Source organism: Serratia sp. MYb239, from assembly GCF_002966855.1.
Classification (GTDB): Bacteria; Pseudomonadota; Gammaproteobacteria; order Enterobacterales; family Enterobacteriaceae; genus Serratia_B; species Serratia_B rhizosphaerae.
The window spans coordinates 3,585,715-3,602,668 of the sequence record NZ_CP023268.1 but is presented as its reverse complement, the minus strand read 5'-3'; the positions used below and the strand labels follow the sequence as shown (position 1 = coordinate 3,602,668).

Genomic DNA, 16,954 nt, shown 5'->3' with positions numbered 1-16,954 from the left:
TTTTTAAGAATTAGCCGTCGCTATGCTCCGCCGGCGGCAGGATTTTTTGCCGGCCGGGGAAGCGGCGGCGCACCAGCACGAAGAACAGCGGCACAAAGTAAATCGCCAGCAGGGTGGCGGAGATCATCCCGCCCATCACCCCGGTGCCGACCGCATGCTGGCTGCTGGAGCCGGCGCCCTGGCTGGTGGCCATCGGCAGCACGCCGAAGATAAAGGCCAGCGAGGTCATCAGAATCGGACGCAGGCGCATGCGCGCGGCCTCCAGCGTGGCGGCGGTCAGCTCTTTGCCCTGCTGGTGCAGCTCATTGGCGAATTCGACAATCAGAATCGCGTTCTTGGCGGACAGCCCGATAATCGTCAGCAGACCGACCTGGAAATAAACGTCGTTCTCCAGCCCGCGCAGCCAGGTGGCGGCCACGGCGCCGATCACCCCCAGCGGCACCACCAGCATCACGGAGAACGGAATCGACCAGCTTTCATACAGCGCCGCCAGACACAGGAACACCACCAGCAGCGAGATGGCGTACAGCGCCGGCGCCTGCGCGCCGGACAGGCGTTCCTGATAGGACATGGCGGTCCATTCCAGGCCGAAGCCGTTCGGCAGCTGTTTGACCAGCCGCTCCATTTCATCCATCGCGGTGCCGCTGCTGATGCCGTCGGCGGCTTCGCCGACGATTTCTACCGACGCGCTGCCGTTATAGCGTTCCAGGCGCGGCGAACCGTATTCCCAGCGGCTGGTGGCGAAGGCCGAGAAGGGCACCATGCCGCCGCTGCTGTTGCGGACATACCATTTGTTGATGTCTTCCGGCAGCATGCGGAATTTCGCAGCGGCCTGCACATACACTCTTTTCACCCGGCCGCGGTCAACGAAGTCATTGACGTAGGTGGAGCCCCAGGCGGTGGAGAGCGTATTGTTGATATCATCTACGTTAACCCCCAGCGCCTGCGCCTTACGCTGGTCGATGTCAATCTGCAACTGCGGGCTGTCGTCCAGGCCGTTGTGACGCACGCGCGACAGCAGCGGGCTTTCCCCCGTCAGCTGCAGCAGCTGGTCGCGGGCGGCCATCAGCTTGACGTGCCCGAGGCCGCCGTGATCTTCCAGCTGCATATCAAAGCCGGATGAGCTGCCCATGCCGCTAATAGCCGGCGGACTGCTGGCGATCACCCGCGCTTCTTTGATGTTTTTGAAGGCTTCGCCGGCGCGGGCGATGATATCGAAGGCCGATTCGCCGGCGCCGCGCTGCTCCCAGTCTTTCAGGCGCACAAACAGCCGCGCCACGTTCTGGCCGTTGCCGCCGGGACCGGCGCCGATGATGGCGAACACCGACAGCACGTCGTTTTTCTCCGCCGTCAGCAGATAGTTTTCCACTTTCTCCACCACTTTGCTGGTTTGTTGCTGGGTAGAGCCGGTCGGCAGCTGAACCTGCACGGTGAAGACGCCACGGTCCTCCAGCGGCAGGAAGGAGGTCGGCAGTTTGATAAACAGCAGCGCCAGGCCGCCAAGCAGCAGCAGATAAATCAGCAGGTAACGCACGCCGTGATGCAGCACGCGCGCCACGCCGCGCTCATAGCGCATCGTGTTGCGGTTGAACATGCGGTTGAACCAGCCGAAGAAACCGCGTTTGCCATGATGATGCCCTTTGGCGATCGGTTTGAGCATCGTGGCGCACAGCGCCGGGGTCAGAATCATCGCCACCAGTACCGACAGCACCATGGAAGAGACGATGGTGATGGAGAACTGGCGGTAGATGGCGCCGGTGGTGCCGCCGAAGAACGCCATCGGGATAAATACCGCCGACAGCACCAGCGCAATGCCGACCAGCGCACTCTGGATCTGCCCCATCGATTTGCGCGTGGCCTCGCGCGGCGGCAGGCCTTCTTCGCTCATCACGCGCTCGACGTTCTCCACCACCACGATGGCGTCATCCACCAGCAGGCCGATCGCCAGCACCATGGCGAACATGGTGAGGGTATTGATGCTGAAGCCGAAGGCGGAGAGGATGGCAAAGGTGCCGAGCAGCACCACCGGCACGGCGATGGTCGGGATCAGCGTCGCGCGGAAGTTCTGCATAAACAGATACATCACCAGGAACACCAGCAGTACCGCTTCCAGCAGGGTTTTCACCACGTCTTTGATCGAGGCTTTGACGAACGGAGTGGTTTCGTAGGCGACCTTGGCCTCCAGCCCGCGCGGGAAATACTGCGACAGTTCGTCGATTTTGGCTTTTACCAGCTCGTCGGTTTGTAGTTCGTTGGCGCCGGAGGCGAGCTTGATATTCATCCCTGCCGCCGGCATGCCGTTGTAGCGGCTGAGGTAGTCGTAGTTTTCGCCGCCTAACTCAATGGTGGCGACGTTGCCGAGGGTGACCAGCGAACCGTCCTGATTGACGCGCAGGGTGATATCGCGGAACTGCTGCGGCGTCTGCAACTGCGACTGGGCGTTGATGGTGGCGTTCAGCGCCTGCTTATCGACCGACGGCGTGCCGCCGACCTGGCCGACGGCCACCTGGGCATTCTGTGATTGGATGGCGTTGACCACGTCGGTGGTGGTCAGGGCGTAGCTGTTAAGCTTGTCGGGATCGAGCCAGATACGCATGGCGTACTGCGAGCCGTACACGTCCATACTGCCGACGCCGTTGATGCGGCTGAGCGGATCCTGCAGGTTGGAGACGATATAGTCGGCGATGTCCTGTTTATCCATACTGCCGTCGGTGGAGACGAAGGCCACCATCATCAGCGTGGTGTCGCCGGATTTGGAAACCGTCACCCCCTGCTGCTGCACCGCCTGCGGCAGCCGCTTGACCGCGGCCTGCAGCTGGTTCTGCACCTGCTGCATCGCCTCGTTGGGGTCGGTGCCGGCCTCAAAGGTCAGGGTTACCGTGGCGCGCCCGGTGTTGGTGCTCTGCGACGACATATACATCATATTGTCGAGGCCGGTCATATTCTGTTCGATGATCTGCGTGACGGTATTTTCCAGCGTCTGGGCGGAGGCGCCGGGGTAATTCGCACTGATGCGCACGTTAGGCGGCGCCAGGTTAGGGTACTGTTCCACCGGCAATGAATAAATCGCCAAGGCGCCCGTGAGGCAAAGAATAATTGCCAGCACCCAGGCGAAAATCGGGCGATCAATAAAAAAATTGGCCATGCAGCGCGAACCTCGTTATGACTTGTTCTATCTTTATTACGCACCAACGTTGCGTTTTTCAGAGCCTGGGAAGGATCCCGAGGCTATTGCACTTTACTCGGGATGGGCAGGGAAAGCGTGGAGAAAAAAAGGAGATAGTGTAAAAAACGGTAGTTAGCACGTTCCGCATCAGAACGCAGACTGTTTGAGGCCGGATGCGGAAAAATTCCCCCGACGCTGGAGCAAACCATGGAATTAAACCCGGTATTCGCCCGCCGCTTGTATTTATGCTGGCTGATTAGCCACAGCGAACGTCCCAATGTTCCCAAACTGATGGAACTGACCGGCTGGCCGCGCCGCACGCTGCAGGATGTGCTGAAAGCCTTGCCCGGGCTGGGCGTGGAGCTGCAGTTTGTGCAGCAGGGCGTACGCAATAACGATGGTTATTATCAGCTGGAAAGCTGGGGGCCGTTGAATAAAAGCTGGGTCCATCAGCACCATCAGACCCTGCTTGACGCTATCGCCTGATGGGCTGCGGCCCGCAGAGTTACTGGCTTTTGTGTTCCAGATACATCACCGTGGCGGCGACGCGCGAGCGGACATCCAGCTTGCGCAGCATATTGCGGATATGCACCTTCACCGTTTCTTCGGAAATATGCAGCTGCGCGGCGACCTCTTTGTTTGACATGCCGCGCGCCACTTCCTGCAGTACGTCCAGCTCGCGCTCGGTCAGTTCGGCGAAAGGATCGTGCTGCTCGCTGCGGGAGGCGAGGTAGCCGGCGATCGCTTCGCTGATCACATTGTTGCCTTCCGCCGCCGCGCGGATATCTTCCAGCAGCTGTTCCGGCTCGCTGTCTTTAAGCAGATAGCCGTCCGCGCCGGCGTCGATCAGGGCGTACACGTCGCTGCGCGCGTCCGAGACGGTCAGCACCACGATGCGCGCATCGACGCCGTCGTCACGCAGCGCCTTCAGCGTATCCAGCCCGGAAAGCCCCTTCATGTTTAAGTCCAGCAGAATGATATCCGGCTGTTTCTGTGCCGCCAGCGCAATGGCCTCGTTGCCATTACTGGCTTCGGCGATAGTGCTGAACTGCGGATCCAGCCCCAGCAGCTGTTTGATGCCGCGCCGCATCAGCGGATGGTCATCGACGATCATTACCTTATAATTTTGCATCACCATGAAATGGCTCCCTGTCAGGTATCAAGCCGAGCCACTATGAGTATCGGCACGATGGGGCTGAATCTTATAAAAATAGAAGTTTTTGGCGCCTGGCGCGCCGTTTTACCGTCAGGCGGTTAATTATGCCGGAAAAGACAAGCTGACTTCCGTACCGCTCTGTTGACCACGGGCAATGCGTAATGTTCCGCCAAGGCGGGCGGCGCGTTCATTCATTATATTCAGTCCGTAATGGCCTTCCGGCTCATTCAGGCTGGCAATGCCGCAGCCGTTGTCGGTAATGGTGATTTGGTTATCGCCGCCTGCGGTTTTGCCGCAGCGAATGACGATATCCTGCGCGTTGGCGTGTTTGATCGCGTTGAGCACCGCTTCGCGCACGATCTGCAGCGCGTGCACCTGCTGCTGCGCATTTAACGCCTGCGAAGGCAGCTCACAGTGTAACTGAATCCGCGCCTGGGTTAGAACTTTTAATGGCGCCAGCAGCTGCTGCAGCGCGGTGTTCAGGTCGGCGTCCTGAATGCTCAGACGGAACGTGGCCAGCAGTTCGCGCAGCTGACGGTTGGCGTCGGCCAGCGCCCGATCGAAGTCGTCGATAATCGTCTGCGTCTGCGGCGGGCTGTCGGCCAGCGTGCGTTTCAGCAGCGTCATCTGAATGCGCAAAAATGCCAGCGCCTGCGCCAGCGAGTCGTGCAGCTCGCGGGCGATGGTGGCGCGCTCCTCCATCAACAAAAACTGCATATGCTGCTTTTGCGTACGGTTGAAGTAGAGGCCGCGGCCCAGCATGTTCGCCACGCTTTGCATCAGGTGCGGGTTGGCCGCCTGCTGCCGGGCCTGCCAGCAGAGCTGACCCAGCGAATGCTGTTCCTGCATGATGGTCAGCCGCTGCCACTCGGCGCCTTCCTGCGGGCTGCCGCTGCACAGCTGCCAGCGATGCTGTCCGTCCTGCACGCCAAGCTGCAGGCACTGCAGCTGTTCGCTCTGGCGCACGATATGCAGTACCTTTTCAAAGGCGTGGCGATCGATTTGCCCGCTGCTCAGCGCCTGCGAACAGCTATACATGACCTCCAGCGTTTTATTGGCCTGTTGCAGGCGCTCGGTTTTCTCCTGCACCTTGTGCTCCAGCGAGTGATACAGGCGCGAAAGTTCGCCGGACATAGCGGTGAAGGCCTGCGACAGCACGCCCAGTTCGTTCGGCAGCGTAACGTCCAGCGGCGTGTGGTTGAAGTCGCGGCGCTGGATCTGTTGGCTGGCGTCCACCAACTGCCTGAGCGGCGCCACCACCTGCTTGCGCATCAGGCGGATACAGAACAGCACCAGCGCGATAATCACGACGTAGCCGAGCACGCTGAAGGCGGCGACGATTGCCAGTTTGATCTCCGAATAGCGCTGCAGCGCCAGCACAAAATGGTCGATCTGGTTGACGTAACTGACCACGCTGGCCTGATACGCCTGCACGCGGCCGGCGCGGATATGCTGTTCCAGCGGCTGCCAGGCCTGCTGCAGCGCCCGGTATTTGTCGCGCACGTCGGCCGGCACGTAGAAACGACTGAGCTTTTGCAGCGCCGGCGCCTGCAGCGATTGGCGGTAGTGGCGCAGGTGCTGCGGCAGCGCCGCGTTGTTTTGCGTCAGGTCATACGCCAGACGGTAGCTCTGCATACGCAGCGAACCGGCGATATTCACCGCTTCGGCGTCGCGCAGGCTGTCGGCGACGGTGGTCAGCGCCAGGCCGGTGGACAGCACCGACAGGGCGACGATGGCGATCAGGGCCTTGGCCAGGCTGCGGGTGACGGAGCGTTTAACAAGCAAACACGGATCCTTTTCGGCTAAGCGCAGTGGGGGTTATTGAAGTAGATATATTTTATTTATATTAAAGCCTATGTATTGGCCTAGTCGATAAAAAGCCCCGGATTGCCGGATTGTTCCCCCATGGCCAGATGCGTTTTCGCTTTTATCAGGGACTGCAGACATCAGCGCCACCCCTTCGGTATTAACAAACGCGCATACGCTAACAGCCCGCCAGGCGGTTGATAAACAATATTCCGCACTTATTTGACCTGGCGCAACGAACCCCGCTGTTTACCCCTTTCGGGTGATTATAACCCCCTATGATTAGCCCTATTTTTACCCTGCCAAAAAACACAGTGATTATAAGGATAAACAGCATGGCCGAATTGTCGCGGCGCAAACTGTTCAGCGGACAATGGCGTCGACCTTCCAACGTACAGCGTCCGCCCTGGGCGCGTGAGGAAGCCCTGTTTATCTCCGGCTGCAGCCGCTGCCGCGCCTGTATCGACGCCTGTGAAACCGGCGTGCTGATCGCCGGTGGCGGCGGTTACCCGGAAATCGATTTTTCCCGTGCGGAGTGCAGCTTTTGTCGCCGCTGCGTCAGCGCCTGTGACGCGGGCGTATTTGACGCGGAGGCGGACAGGCCATGGCGGCTGCAGCCGAGTGTCTCGACGCGCTGCCTGGCGCTGCAGGGCGTGGAGTGCCGCAGCTGTCAGGACGGCTGCGATACCGGGGCTATCCGCTTTCGGCCACGCCTGGGCGGTATTGCGCAGCCTGTGCTGACGGCGGCGGCCTGCAGCGGCTGCGGCGCCTGTGTTGCGCCTTGTCCGACCGACGCCATCGCGCTAACCCGGAGTGAAAACAATGAATAACGAATGGCACGTCAGCGGTCTGCTGGTGCAGGCCCGCCCGGAGGCTTTTCAGCAGTTGGTTCCCGCGCTGCTGGCGATCCCGGACACCGAAATACCGGCGCAGGATTGCGCACAGGGCAAGCTGGCGGTGGTGATGCAGGCGGCGCACTCGCATGCGCTGCTGGAAAAAATTGAGTCGGCGCGCAATCTGGAAGGCGTGCTGGCGGTGTCGCTGGTTTATCACCAGCAGGATGAGCAAGGTGAGGTAATGCCATGAAACTCAGTCGTCGAGACTTCATGAAAGCCAATGCCGCAGCGGCAGCCGCCGCGGCGGCCGGGTTGACCATTCCGACGGTGGCGCAGGCGGTGGTTGGCGGTACGGAAGAGATTAAATGGGACAAGGCGCCCTGCCGCTTCTGTGGCACGGGCTGCGGGGTACTGGTCGGCACGCAGAACGGCCGCATCGTCGCCTCGCAGGGCGACCCGGATGCGCCGGTCAACCGCGGTCTGAACTGCATCAAAGGCTACTTCCTGCCCAAAATCATGTACGGCAAAGATCGTCTGACGCAGCCGCTGCTGCGTATGAAGAACGGGCAGTACGATAAACAGGGCGAGTTTACGCCGGTCAGTTGGGACCGCGCCTTTGATGTCATGGCGGAGAAGTTCAAAGATGCGCTGCGGGAAAAAGGGCCGGATGCGGTGGGGATGTTCGGCTCCGGTCAGTGGACCATCTGGGAAGGCTACGCCGCCGCCAAACTGTTCAAGGCGGGGCTGCGCACCAACAACCTCGATCCGAACGCGCGTCACTGCATGGCTTCCGCCGTGGTGGGCTTTATGCGCACCTTCGGCATGGATGAGCCGATGGGCTGCTACGACGATATCGAACAGGCCGACGCCTTCGTGCTGTGGGGCTCCAATATGGCGGAGATGCACCCGATTCTGTGGTCGCGCATTACCAACCGCCGCCTGAGCAGCGAGCAGGTCAACGTCTCGGTGCTCTCCACCTTCGAACACCGCAGCTTCGAACTGGCGGATAACGCCATGGTGTTCACGCCGCAGACCGATCTGGCGATCATGAACTACATCGCCAACTACATTATTCAACATGACGCCGTCGACCGTGACTTCCTGGCGCGTCACGTCAATATCCGCCAGGGGGCGACCGATATCGGCTACGGCCTGCGTCCGACGCATCCGCTGGAAAAGGCCGCCAAAAACCCGGGCAGTGACGCGTCGGAGCCGATGAGCTTTGAGGCGTTTAAGGCATTCGTTGCCGACTATACGCTGGAGAAAACCGCCGAGCTGAGCGGCGTGCCGCAGGATCAGCTGGAAGCGCTGGCGAAGCTGTATGCCGACCCGAACGTTAAGGTGGTCTCCTACTGGACGATGGGCTTTAACCAGCATACGCGCGGCGTATGGGCCAATAACCTGTGTTACAACCTGCACCTGCTGACCGGCAAGATCTCCAAGCCCGGCAGCGGGCCATTCTCCCTGACCGGCCAGCCTTCCGCCTGCGGCACCGCCCGCGAGGTCGGCACTTTTGCCCACCGTCTGCCGGCCGATATGGTGGTGACCAACGACGCGCACCGCAAGATTGCCGAGGAAAAATGGCGGCTGCCGGCCGGCACCATTCCGGCCAAAGTGGGGCTGCACGCGGTGGCGCAGGACCGGGCGCTGAAAGACGGCACGCTCAATGCCTATTGGGTGATGTGCAACAACAACATGCAGGCCGGGCCGAACATCAATGAAGAGCGGATGCCGGGCTGGCGCGATGCGCGCAACTTTGTGGTGGTGTCCGATCCATATCCGACGGTCAGCGCGCTGGCGGCAGACCTGATCTTGCCGACCGCGATGTGGGTCGAGAAAGAGGGCGCCTACGGCAACGCCGAGCGGCGCACGCAGTTCTGGCGCCAGCAGGTACGCGCGCCGGGCGAGGCCAAGTCCGACCTGTGGCAGCTGGTGGAGTTCTCCAGACGTTTCAAGGTGGAGGAAGTCTGGCCGGAGACGCTGCTGGCGCAAAGCCCGCAGCTGCGCGGGAAAACGCTGTTCGACGTGCTGTACGCCAACGGCAGCGTCGATCGGTTCAAACTGGATGAGATCCCGGACGATCAACTGAACGACGAGGCGCGCGCCTGCGGTTTTTATATTCAGAAAGGGCTGTTTGAAGAGTACGCCAGCTTCGGCCGCGGCCACGGCCACGATCTGGCGGCGTTCGATATGTATCACCAGGCGCGCGGTCTGCGCTGGCCGGTGGTTGACGGTAAGGAAACCCTGTGGCGTTACCGTGAAGGCACGGACCCTTACGTGAAAGCGGGCGAGTCGGTGCGTTTCTACGGCAAACCGGACGGTAAGGCGGTGATCTTCGCGCTGCCGTACGAGCCGGCGGCGGAAAGCCCGGATGAAGAATACGATCTGTGGCTGTCGACCGGCCGCGTGCTGGAGCACTGGCATACCGGTTCAATGACCCGCCGCGTGCCGGAGCTGCACCGCGCCTTCCCGGAGGCGGTGCTGTTTATTCACCCGCTGGATGCCAAGCGTCGCAATCTGCGGCGCGGCGACAAGGTTAAAGTGCTGTCGCGCCGTGGTGAAGTGGTGAGCATGGTGGAAACCCGCGGGCGCAACCGCCCGCCGCAAGGGCTGGTGTATATGCCGTTCTTCGATGCGGCGCAGCTGGTGAACAACCTGACGCTGGACGCCACCGATCCGTTATCCAAAGAAACCGACTTCAAGAAGTGCGCGGTCAAGCTGGAGAAGGTGTAAGGGCTGCCTATGAGCCGGCAACGAGACAAGGCCCCGGCGCGTCGCCGCTTCCTGCGGGATGCGGCGCGCAGTGCCGCCGGGCTGGCAGGGATCGCGGCGCTGCTGGGATTGCAGCAGCGTCAGTCGCAGGCGCGCGACGGTCTGGCGTTGCGTCCGCCGGGGGCGCTGGCGGAAGGGGATTTTGTCAACGCCTGCATCCGCTGCGGCCAGTGCGTGCAGGCCTGCCCGTATCAGACGCTGAAGCTGGCGACCTTGCTGTCGCCGCTGGCGGCGGGCACGCCGTATTTTGTCGCACGCGATGTGCCCTGTGAGATGTGCGAGGACATTCCCTGCGTAGCGGCCTGCCCGAGCGGCGCACTCGACCCACAGCTGAGCGATATTGACCAGGCGCGGATGGGGCTGGCGGTGCTGCTGGATCATGAAAACTGCCTCAACTGGCAGGGGCTGCGCTGCGATGTCTGCTACCGCGTCTGCCCGCAGATTGACGCCGCCATCACGCTGGAGCTGCAGCGCAACCCGCGTACCGGCAAGCACGCGCTGTTTTTACCCACGGTACACAGTGATGCCTGTACCGGCTGCGGCAAGTGCGAACAGGCCTGCGTACTGGAGGAAGCGGCGATAAAAGTGCTGCCGCTGTCGCTGGCGCGCGGCCAGCTGGGCGGTCATTACCGCTGGGGCTGGCAGGAGAAACAGCGCGCCGGTCAGGCGCTGGTGCCGGAAGGCGGACAGTTGCCGGCGCACGGCGTCGGGGAGGGGAAATAATGGCAAATCCGGTTGCTCAGGCCGGCCGTGATGCGCGTCTGCGTCACGGCTGGTGGCGCAGTCACCGCTTTTTGATCCTGCGGCGCTGCAGCCAGCTGTTGATTTTGCTGATGTTTCTGTCCGGCCCGCTGTGGGGCGTGTGGATCCTGCGCGGCAACTACAGCGCCAGCCTGCTGCTTGACACCGTGCCGCTCACCGATCCGCTGATGCTGCTGGAAAGCCTGCTGGCCGGGCAGTGGCCGGCCTGGCTGGCCTGGGTCGGCGCGGCGGTGGTGTTGACGTACGGGCTGATCGGCAACCGGGTGTTCTGCGGCTGGGTCTGTCCGCTGAATCCGCTGACCGATCTGGCAGCCTGGCTGCGGCGACGACTGGGGCTGCGCCAGTCCGCCACGCTGTCACGCCGGCTGCGTTACGGCATCTTGCTGATGGTGCTGGCGGGCAGCGCGTTCAGCGGCAGCCTGCTGTGGGAGTGGGTCAACCCGGTGGCGCTCACCGGACGCGGCCTGATCCACGGCGCTGCCGGCGATGCCGCCGGTTGGCTGCGTGGGTTGGCAGCGGCGTTTGGCGCCGGCGTCTGGCTGCTGCTGGCGCTGTTTCTGTTCGACCTGCTGGTGGTGGAGCACGGCTGGTGCGGCCACCTGTGTCCGGTCGGCGCCATGTATGGCGTGATTGGCAGCCAGGGCGTGATGCAGATCAGCGCGCAGCGGCGGGAGCAATGCACCCGCTGTATGGACTGTTTCCACGTCTGTCCTGAGGCGCAGATACTGCGCGAACCGCTGTTGTCACCAGACGCCCCGCCGCAGGTGGCCAGCGATGCCTGCATTGCTTGCGGGCGCTGCATCGATGTCTGTGCGGAAAACGTATTCACAATAACAAGCAAATTTCATTCTTCGGGAGCCAAAAAATGAAAAGCACCGTACTGAAAAAGCGCGGGGCCCTGTGGGCGGCGCTGATGTCTCTGGCCGTGGCAGGTTTCGCCTTTGCCGCCACCGATGTCGACCTCAGTCAGTCGCCGGAGGTATCCGGCACTGCCGAAGGGCAGATCAAAATGCCTAAGCAGCAAGAGCGCATGGCGCTTAACTACGTCAATCAGCCGCCGATGATTCCGCACAGCATTGATGGCTATCAGGTGAGTAAAAACACCAACCGCTGTCTGCAGTGCCATGGCGTTGAGCACTACCGCACCACCGGTGCGCCGCGTATCAGTCCGACGCACTTTATCGACAGCGACGGCAGGGTGCGCGGCGACGTCGCGCCGCGTCGTTATTTCTGTCTGCAATGCCACGTACCGCAAACCGACGCGGCGCCGATTGTCGGCAATAATTTTGAGCCGTTGCCAGGCTTTGGCAAATAATCGGAGGAGCTATGGCTGAACGTAATACTGATAAAAAACCGGGGCCGATCCGCCGTTTGTGGCAATGGTGGCGCAGGCCAAGCCGGCTGGCGCTGGGCACCTTGCTGCTGCTGGGGTTTGTCGCCGGGATCCTGTTCTGGGGCGGTTTCAACACCGGGATGGAGGTGGCGAACACCGAGCAGTTCTGTATCAGCTGCCATGAAATGCGTGAAAACGTGTACGAAGAGTATATGGAGACCGTGCACTACAACAACCGCAGCGGGGTGCGCGCCACCTGCCCGGATTGCCATGTGCCGCATGAGTGGGGGCCGAAAATGCTGCGTAAGCTGAAGGCCAGCAAGGAACTGTATGCCAAGATTTTCGGTCTGATCGACACGCCGCAGAAGTTTGAAAGCCACCGTCTGACGATGGCGAGTAACGAATGGGCGCGTATGAAAGCGAATAATTCGCAGGAGTGCCGTAACTGCCATAACTTCGAGTATATGGATTTCACCGCGCAAAAAACCGTGGCGGCTAAAATGCATGACAAGGCGATTAGCGAAGGGAAAACCTGTATCGACTGCCATAAAGGCATCGCCCATAAACTGCCGGATATGCGCGAGGTGCCAAACGGTTTTTAACCGTTCAGCCTGCCCAGACCCCGCCTTGCGCGGGGTTTTTTATTGCGCGTTTTTTGCTACCGTAGTGGGCTGACTCCGACAGTGGTGAAAGAAGGGTGTATGTCCGCAAAAATCGACAATGTGAAAAAAGAGCTGCTATCTGACAATTGGTATGTGCTCAATAAATATTCCTTTGATCTGAAACGTAAAAACGGCGGAAGCGTGCAGCAGGTGCGGGAGGTGTATGACCGTGGTAACGGCGCCACCATCTTGCTGTATAACCGCGCCAAGGGCAGCGTGGTGCTGACCAATCAGTTTCGTATGCCGACCTACGTCAACGGTAATGAAAGCGGCATGCTGTTGGAGGCCTGTGCCGGGCTGCTGGATGGTGATGCGCCGGAGCTGTGCGCCCGCCGCGAAGCGGAAGAAGAAACCGGTTTTCAGGTGGATAAGGTGCAAAAGGTGTTTGAGGCCTACATGTCGCCGGGGGGCGTCACCGAGCTTATCCACTTCTTTATTGCCGAGTATCAGGATGAACAGCGCCGCGCGGCCGGGGGCGGCATTGAGGATGAGGATATTGAGGTGGTCGAGTTGCCGTTTAGCGAAGCCATCGCCATGATCGCCGACGGCCGCATCAAGGACGGCAAGACCATTATGCTGCTGCAGTATCTGCAGTTGCATAATCTGATGTAAGGCTGGTTTGCCGGTAACGAAAAAGGCGCCGCAAGGGCGCCTTTATTGATGGCTGCTTTCAGCCGCTTACTTCAGCAGTGCCTGAGCCTGCGCCACCACGTTTTCCACGGTGAAGCCGAACTCCTTGAACAGCTGGTCCGCCGGCGCCGACTCACCGAAGGTGGTCATGCCCACCACCGCGCCGTTCAGCCCGGTGTACTTCAGCCAGTAGTCTGCAATGCCCGCTTCAATCGCCACCCGCGCCGTGACCGCCGCCGGCAGCACCGACTCGCGGTAGGCCGCATCCTGCTTGTCGAACGCGTCGGTCGACGGCATCGACACCACGCGCGCCTTACGGCCCGCCGCCGTCAGCTGACCCGCCGCCTCGACCGCCAGCTCCACTTCCGAGCCGGTGGCAATCAGGATAACGTCCGGCGTGCCGTCGCAGTCCTGCAGCACGTAGGCGCCGCGATACACGTTCGCCAGCTGCTCCGCCGTACGCGGCTGCTGCGCCAGGTTCTGACGCGAGAAAATCAGCGCCGTCGGGCCGTCGTTGCGCTCGATGGCGTACTGCCAGGCAATCGCCGACTCCACCTGGTCGCACGGACGCCAGGTGCTCATGTTCGGCGTGACCCGCAGGCTGGCCAGCTGCTCCACCGGCTGGTGGGTCGGGCCGTCTTCACCCAGACCGATGGAGTCGTGGGTGTAGACGAACACGTTGCGCTGCTTCATCAGCGCCGCCATGCGCACCGCGTTACGCGCGTATTCCACAAACATCAGGAAGGTCGCCGAGTACGGCAGGAAGCCGCCGTGCAGCGCGATGCCGTTGGTGATGGCGCTCATGCCGAACTCGCGCACGCCGTAGTGGATGTAGTTGCCCGCCGGGTCTTCGTTCAGCGCCTTGGAGCCGGACCACATGGTCAGGTTGCTCGGCGCCAGGTCGGCGGAGCCGCCGAGGAATTCCGGCAGCAGTTTACCGTAGGCTTCCAGCGCGTTCTGCGACGCCTTGCGGCTGGCGATGTTGGCCGGGTTGGCCTGCAGCTGCTCGACGTAGGCCTTGGCCTGCGCCTGCCAGTCGGCCGGCAGCTCGCCGCTCATGCGGCGGGTGAACTCGGCGGCCAGCTCCGGGAAGGCGGCGGCGTAGGCGGCGAACTTGTCGTTCCAGGCCGCTTCACGCGCCTGACCGGCTTCCTTGGCGTCCCACTGGGCATAGATGTCCTGCGGGATTTCAAACGGCGGGTAGTGCCAGCCCAGCTGCTCGCGGGTGGCGGCCACTTCGGCATCGCCCAGCGGCGCGCCGTGGGAATCGTGGGTGCCGGCCTTGTTCGGCGAGCCGAAGCCGATAACGGTCTTGCACATCAGCAGGGACGGCTTGTCGGTAACCTTGCGGGCTTCCTCAATCGCCGCCTTGATGGCGTCGGCGTCGTGGCCGTCCACGCCGCGTACCACGTGCCAGCCGTAGGCTTCGAAACGCTTGGCGGTGTCGTCGGTGAACCAGCCGTCGACGTGGCCGTCGATGGAGATGCCGTTGTCATCGTAGAAGGCGGTCAGCTTGCCGAGCTTGAGGGTGCCGGCCAGGGAGCAGACTTCGTGGGAGATACCTTCCATCATGCAGCCGTCGCCCATAAAGGCGTAGGTGTTGTGGTCGACGATGTCATGGCCCGGACGGTTGAACTGTGCGGCCAGGGTGCGTTCGGCGATGGCGAAGCCGACGGCGTTGGCGATACCCTGCCCGAGCGGGCCGGTGGTGGTCTCGACGCCCGGGGTGTAGCCGTATTCAGGGTGTCCCGGTGTTTTGGAATGCAGCTGACGGAAGTTTTCCAGCTCGCGCATCGGCAGGTCGTAGCCGGTGAGGTGCAGGAGGCTGTAAATCAACATGGAGCCATGGCCGTTGGAGAGGACGAAGCGGTCACGGTCGGCCCAGTGCGGGTTGGTCGGGTTGTGGCTGAGGTAGTCGCGCCACAGGACTTCGGCGATATCGGCCATGCCCATAGGGGCGCCCGGGTGACCGGATTTTGCTTTTTGTACGGCGTCCATGCTGAGTGCGCGGATGGCGTTGGCTAATTCTTTGCGTGAAGACATAGTAAAGCTCCGGGTAATTACAGTTCAGCGGCCAGCATGTCTTCCAGCTTCTGCTGGTCAACGGCGAACAGGCGGATGCCCTCGGCCAGTTTTTCTACCGCCATCGCGTCCTGATTATGCAACCAGCGGAATTCTGCTTCGGCCAGCGGCGCCGGCTGATGGAAACCTTCGGTAGACGGCGTCAGTTTGCGCTCAACCGGCTGTTCGCTTTGCTTCAGCTGTTCCAGCAGGTTTGGCGCGATCGTCAGGCGGTCGCAGCCGGCCAGCGCCAGGATCTGCTCAACCTTACGGAAGCTGGCGCCCATGATCACGGTCTGATAGCGGTGCTGTTTATAGTATTCATAGATGTCACGCACGGATTTCACGCCCGGATCCTGTTCGACGTCGTAGTCGGCGCTCGGCTGTTTCGCCTGATACCAGTCGTAGATACGGCCGACGAACGGTGAGATCAGGTACACGCCCGCTTCGGCGCAGGCGCGGGCCTGGGCGAAGGAGAACAGCAGCGTCAGGTTGGTATTGATGCCTTCTTTTTCCAGCTCTTCCGCCGCCTTGATGCCTTCCCAGGTGGAAGCCAGTTTGATCAGGATGCGTGACTTGTCGATCCCTTGTTCCTGATACATGGCGATCAGTTTGCGCGCTTTGGCTACGCACATGCCACGGTCGAAGGAGAGGCGAGCGTCCACTTCGGTGGAGATGCGGCCCGGCACGCTTTTCAGAATCTCGACGCCGATATTGACCGCCAGTTTGTCACAGGCGTTGATCAGCTGGGTTTCTTTATTGCCGCCCTGTTGGCGCGCATAGGACAGCGCCTCGGTAATCAGCGCTTTGTACTGCGGCAGCGCGGCGGCTTTCAGGATCAGTGAAGGGTTGGTGGTTGCATCTTCCGGTTCGAACTGGCGGATAGACTCAATGTCGCCGCTGTCGGCAACCACTACGGTCAACTGCTTGAGTGCGTCTAATTGGTTCATGTATAGCTCCTTGATTTACCCTTCATCTCTAAGGGGGCAACAGCGCAGAACCGCGCTTTTGCGCCATCAGGTTAAACGTCTATTTAATAGGGTGAACACACTGCATCATAGGTGTGCCAAATAAAATGCGCTTTTTCTGATTGTTGCGATGGATAAGAACAATGAATCCCGAGTAAACGCAGGCAGGACGCGCGTTGGCGCGCGCCTGCCTCTGGCCGGAAAGCGGTTTCAGCGTGGTTGGAGCGCCTGTTCATAGTGGCTGATTTTCGCCACTTTGGGCGCCGAACCGCCGCCTTCAAACTCGGAAGCCAGCCAGGCGTCGACGATGGTTTTCGCCAGCTCTGCACCGATCACCCGCGCGCCCAGCGTGATGATCTGGGCGTCATTGCTCTTGCGTGCCCGCTGTGCCGAATAGGTATCGTGGCACTGGGCAGCGCGTATCCCCGGCACTTTATTGGCGACGATGCTCATGCCAATGCCGGTGCCGCATAACAGAATACCACGTTGATGCCGCTCATTCCTGATGGCCTGCGCCACCTGAAAGGCGATATCGGGGTAGATCCCGTTATCGTCGCCGCGATCCCGGGTGTAATCGGTTACGGCGATATCGCGTTGCTGCAGATAGGCAACGATCACATTCTTCAGTTCAATGGCGGCATCATCGGCGCCGATGGCAATAGGCAACATAACGATCTCCTGGTTGATAGCGGAAAGACTGACGATCCTCGCTGGTGCGTCTGCTGTTTAAGATATCGGTACAATTACAAATGTTCAATAGATGTTCTTTTGTTTTATCTGTTTTAGTCATTAAGCTCACGTT

At 61.1% G+C, this 16,954-nt stretch carries 15 protein-coding genes; 9 read left to right on the top strand and 6 right to left on the bottom strand.

Going from position 1 to position 16,954, the window contains the following annotated elements:
• Positions 1-10 precede the first annotated feature (10 nt).
• The gene (gene acrD / locus CLM71_RS17340) at positions 11-3,145 is read right to left on the bottom strand and encodes a multidrug efflux RND transporter permease AcrD (protein WP_105232090.1); all 3,135 of its coding nucleotides are present in this window, start codon (positions 3,143-3,145) and stop codon (positions 11-13) included.
• A 228-nt stretch (positions 3,146-3,373) separates the two neighbouring features.
• Between acrD and CLM71_RS17335 the strand changes: the two genes are divergently transcribed.
• Positions 3,374-3,652, top strand: coding sequence for a helix-turn-helix domain-containing protein (locus CLM71_RS17335; RefSeq protein ID WP_105232089.1), 279 nt, complete (start codon positions 3,374-3,376; stop codon positions 3,650-3,652).
• A 19-nt stretch (positions 3,653-3,671) separates the two neighbouring features.
• Here the strand turns inward: CLM71_RS17335 and narL are convergent, their stop codons facing one another.
• The gene (narL, locus tag CLM71_RS17330; protein ID WP_105232088.1) at positions 3,672-4,304 is read right to left on the bottom strand and encodes a two-component system response regulator NarL; all 633 of its coding nucleotides are present in this window, start codon (positions 4,302-4,304) and stop codon (positions 3,672-3,674) included.
• A gap of 120 nt (positions 4,305-4,424) precedes the next feature.
• Positions 4,425-6,107, bottom strand: a complete 1,683-nt coding sequence (narQ, locus tag CLM71_RS17325) for a nitrate/nitrite two-component system sensor histidine kinase NarQ (RefSeq protein ID WP_105232087.1) — start codon at positions 6,105-6,107, stop codon at positions 4,425-4,427.
• A gap of 356 nt (positions 6,108-6,463) precedes the next feature.
• On the opposite strand from narQ, the gene napF reads away from it, so the two are divergent.
• The 8 genes from napF to nudK all read left to right on the top strand — a co-directional run bounded on the left by napF (position 6,464) and on the right by nudK (position 13,105).
• Entirely contained in the window at positions 6,464-6,958 is a 495-nt protein-coding gene (gene napF, locus CLM71_RS17320; RefSeq protein ID WP_105232086.1) for a ferredoxin-type protein NapF, read from the top strand.
• Positions 6,951-7,214: a chaperone NapD gene (gene napD / locus CLM71_RS17315; RefSeq protein ID WP_105232085.1), complete on the top strand. Its 264-nt coding sequence runs from the start codon at positions 6,951-6,953 to the stop codon at positions 7,212-7,214. Before napF ends, napD begins: the two co-directional genes overlap by 8 nt.
• Positions 7,211-9,697: a nitrate reductase catalytic subunit NapA gene (napA, locus tag CLM71_RS17310; protein WP_105232084.1), complete on the top strand. Its 2,487-nt coding sequence runs from the start codon at positions 7,211-7,213 to the stop codon at positions 9,695-9,697. The genes napD and napA overlap by 4 nt, the downstream gene beginning before the upstream one ends.
• 9 nt (positions 9,698-9,706) lie before the next feature.
• Positions 9,707-10,459 carry a ferredoxin-type protein NapG gene (gene napG / locus CLM71_RS17305; protein ID WP_015673319.1) on the top strand — a complete coding sequence of 251 codons (753 nt, stop codon included), beginning with the start codon at positions 9,707-9,709 and terminating at the stop codon, positions 10,457-10,459.
• Positions 10,459-11,367: a quinol dehydrogenase ferredoxin subunit NapH gene (napH, locus tag CLM71_RS17300; RefSeq protein ID WP_105232083.1), complete on the top strand. Its 909-nt coding sequence runs from the start codon at positions 10,459-10,461 to the stop codon at positions 11,365-11,367. The genes napG and napH overlap by 1 nt, the downstream gene beginning before the upstream one ends.
• Positions 11,364-11,813: a nitrate reductase cytochrome c-type subunit gene (gene napB / locus CLM71_RS17295; protein ID WP_105232082.1), complete on the top strand. Its 450-nt coding sequence runs from the start codon at positions 11,364-11,366 to the stop codon at positions 11,811-11,813. The genes napH and napB overlap by 4 nt, the downstream gene beginning before the upstream one ends.
• An 11-nt stretch (positions 11,814-11,824) precedes the next feature.
• Positions 11,825-12,433, top strand: a complete 609-nt coding sequence (napC, locus tag CLM71_RS17290; protein ID WP_105232081.1) for a cytochrome c-type protein NapC — start codon at positions 11,825-11,827, stop codon at positions 12,431-12,433.
• A gap of 99 nt (positions 12,434-12,532) precedes the next feature.
• Entirely contained in the window at positions 12,533-13,105 is a 573-nt protein-coding gene (nudK, locus tag CLM71_RS17285; RefSeq protein WP_105232080.1) for a GDP-mannose pyrophosphatase NudK, read from the top strand.
• 66 nt (positions 13,106-13,171) lie between these two features.
• On the opposite strand, the gene tkt is transcribed toward nudK, so the two are convergent.
• The 3 genes from tkt to rpiB all read right to left on the bottom strand — a co-directional run bounded on the left by tkt (position 13,172) and on the right by rpiB (position 16,821).
• Positions 13,172-15,166: a transketolase gene (gene tkt, locus CLM71_RS17280; protein WP_105232079.1), complete on the bottom strand. Its 1,995-nt coding sequence runs from the start codon at positions 15,164-15,166 to the stop codon at positions 13,172-13,174.
• 17 nt (positions 15,167-15,183) lie between these two features.
• Entirely contained in the window at positions 15,184-16,134 is a 951-nt protein-coding gene (tal, locus tag CLM71_RS17275) for a transaldolase (protein ID WP_105232078.1), read from the bottom strand.
• 228 nt (positions 16,135-16,362) lie between these two features.
• Positions 16,363-16,821: a ribose 5-phosphate isomerase B gene (gene rpiB / locus CLM71_RS17270; RefSeq protein ID WP_105232077.1), complete on the bottom strand. Its 459-nt coding sequence runs from the start codon at positions 16,819-16,821 to the stop codon at positions 16,363-16,365.
• Between the last annotated feature and the right edge of the window lie 133 nt (positions 16,822-16,954).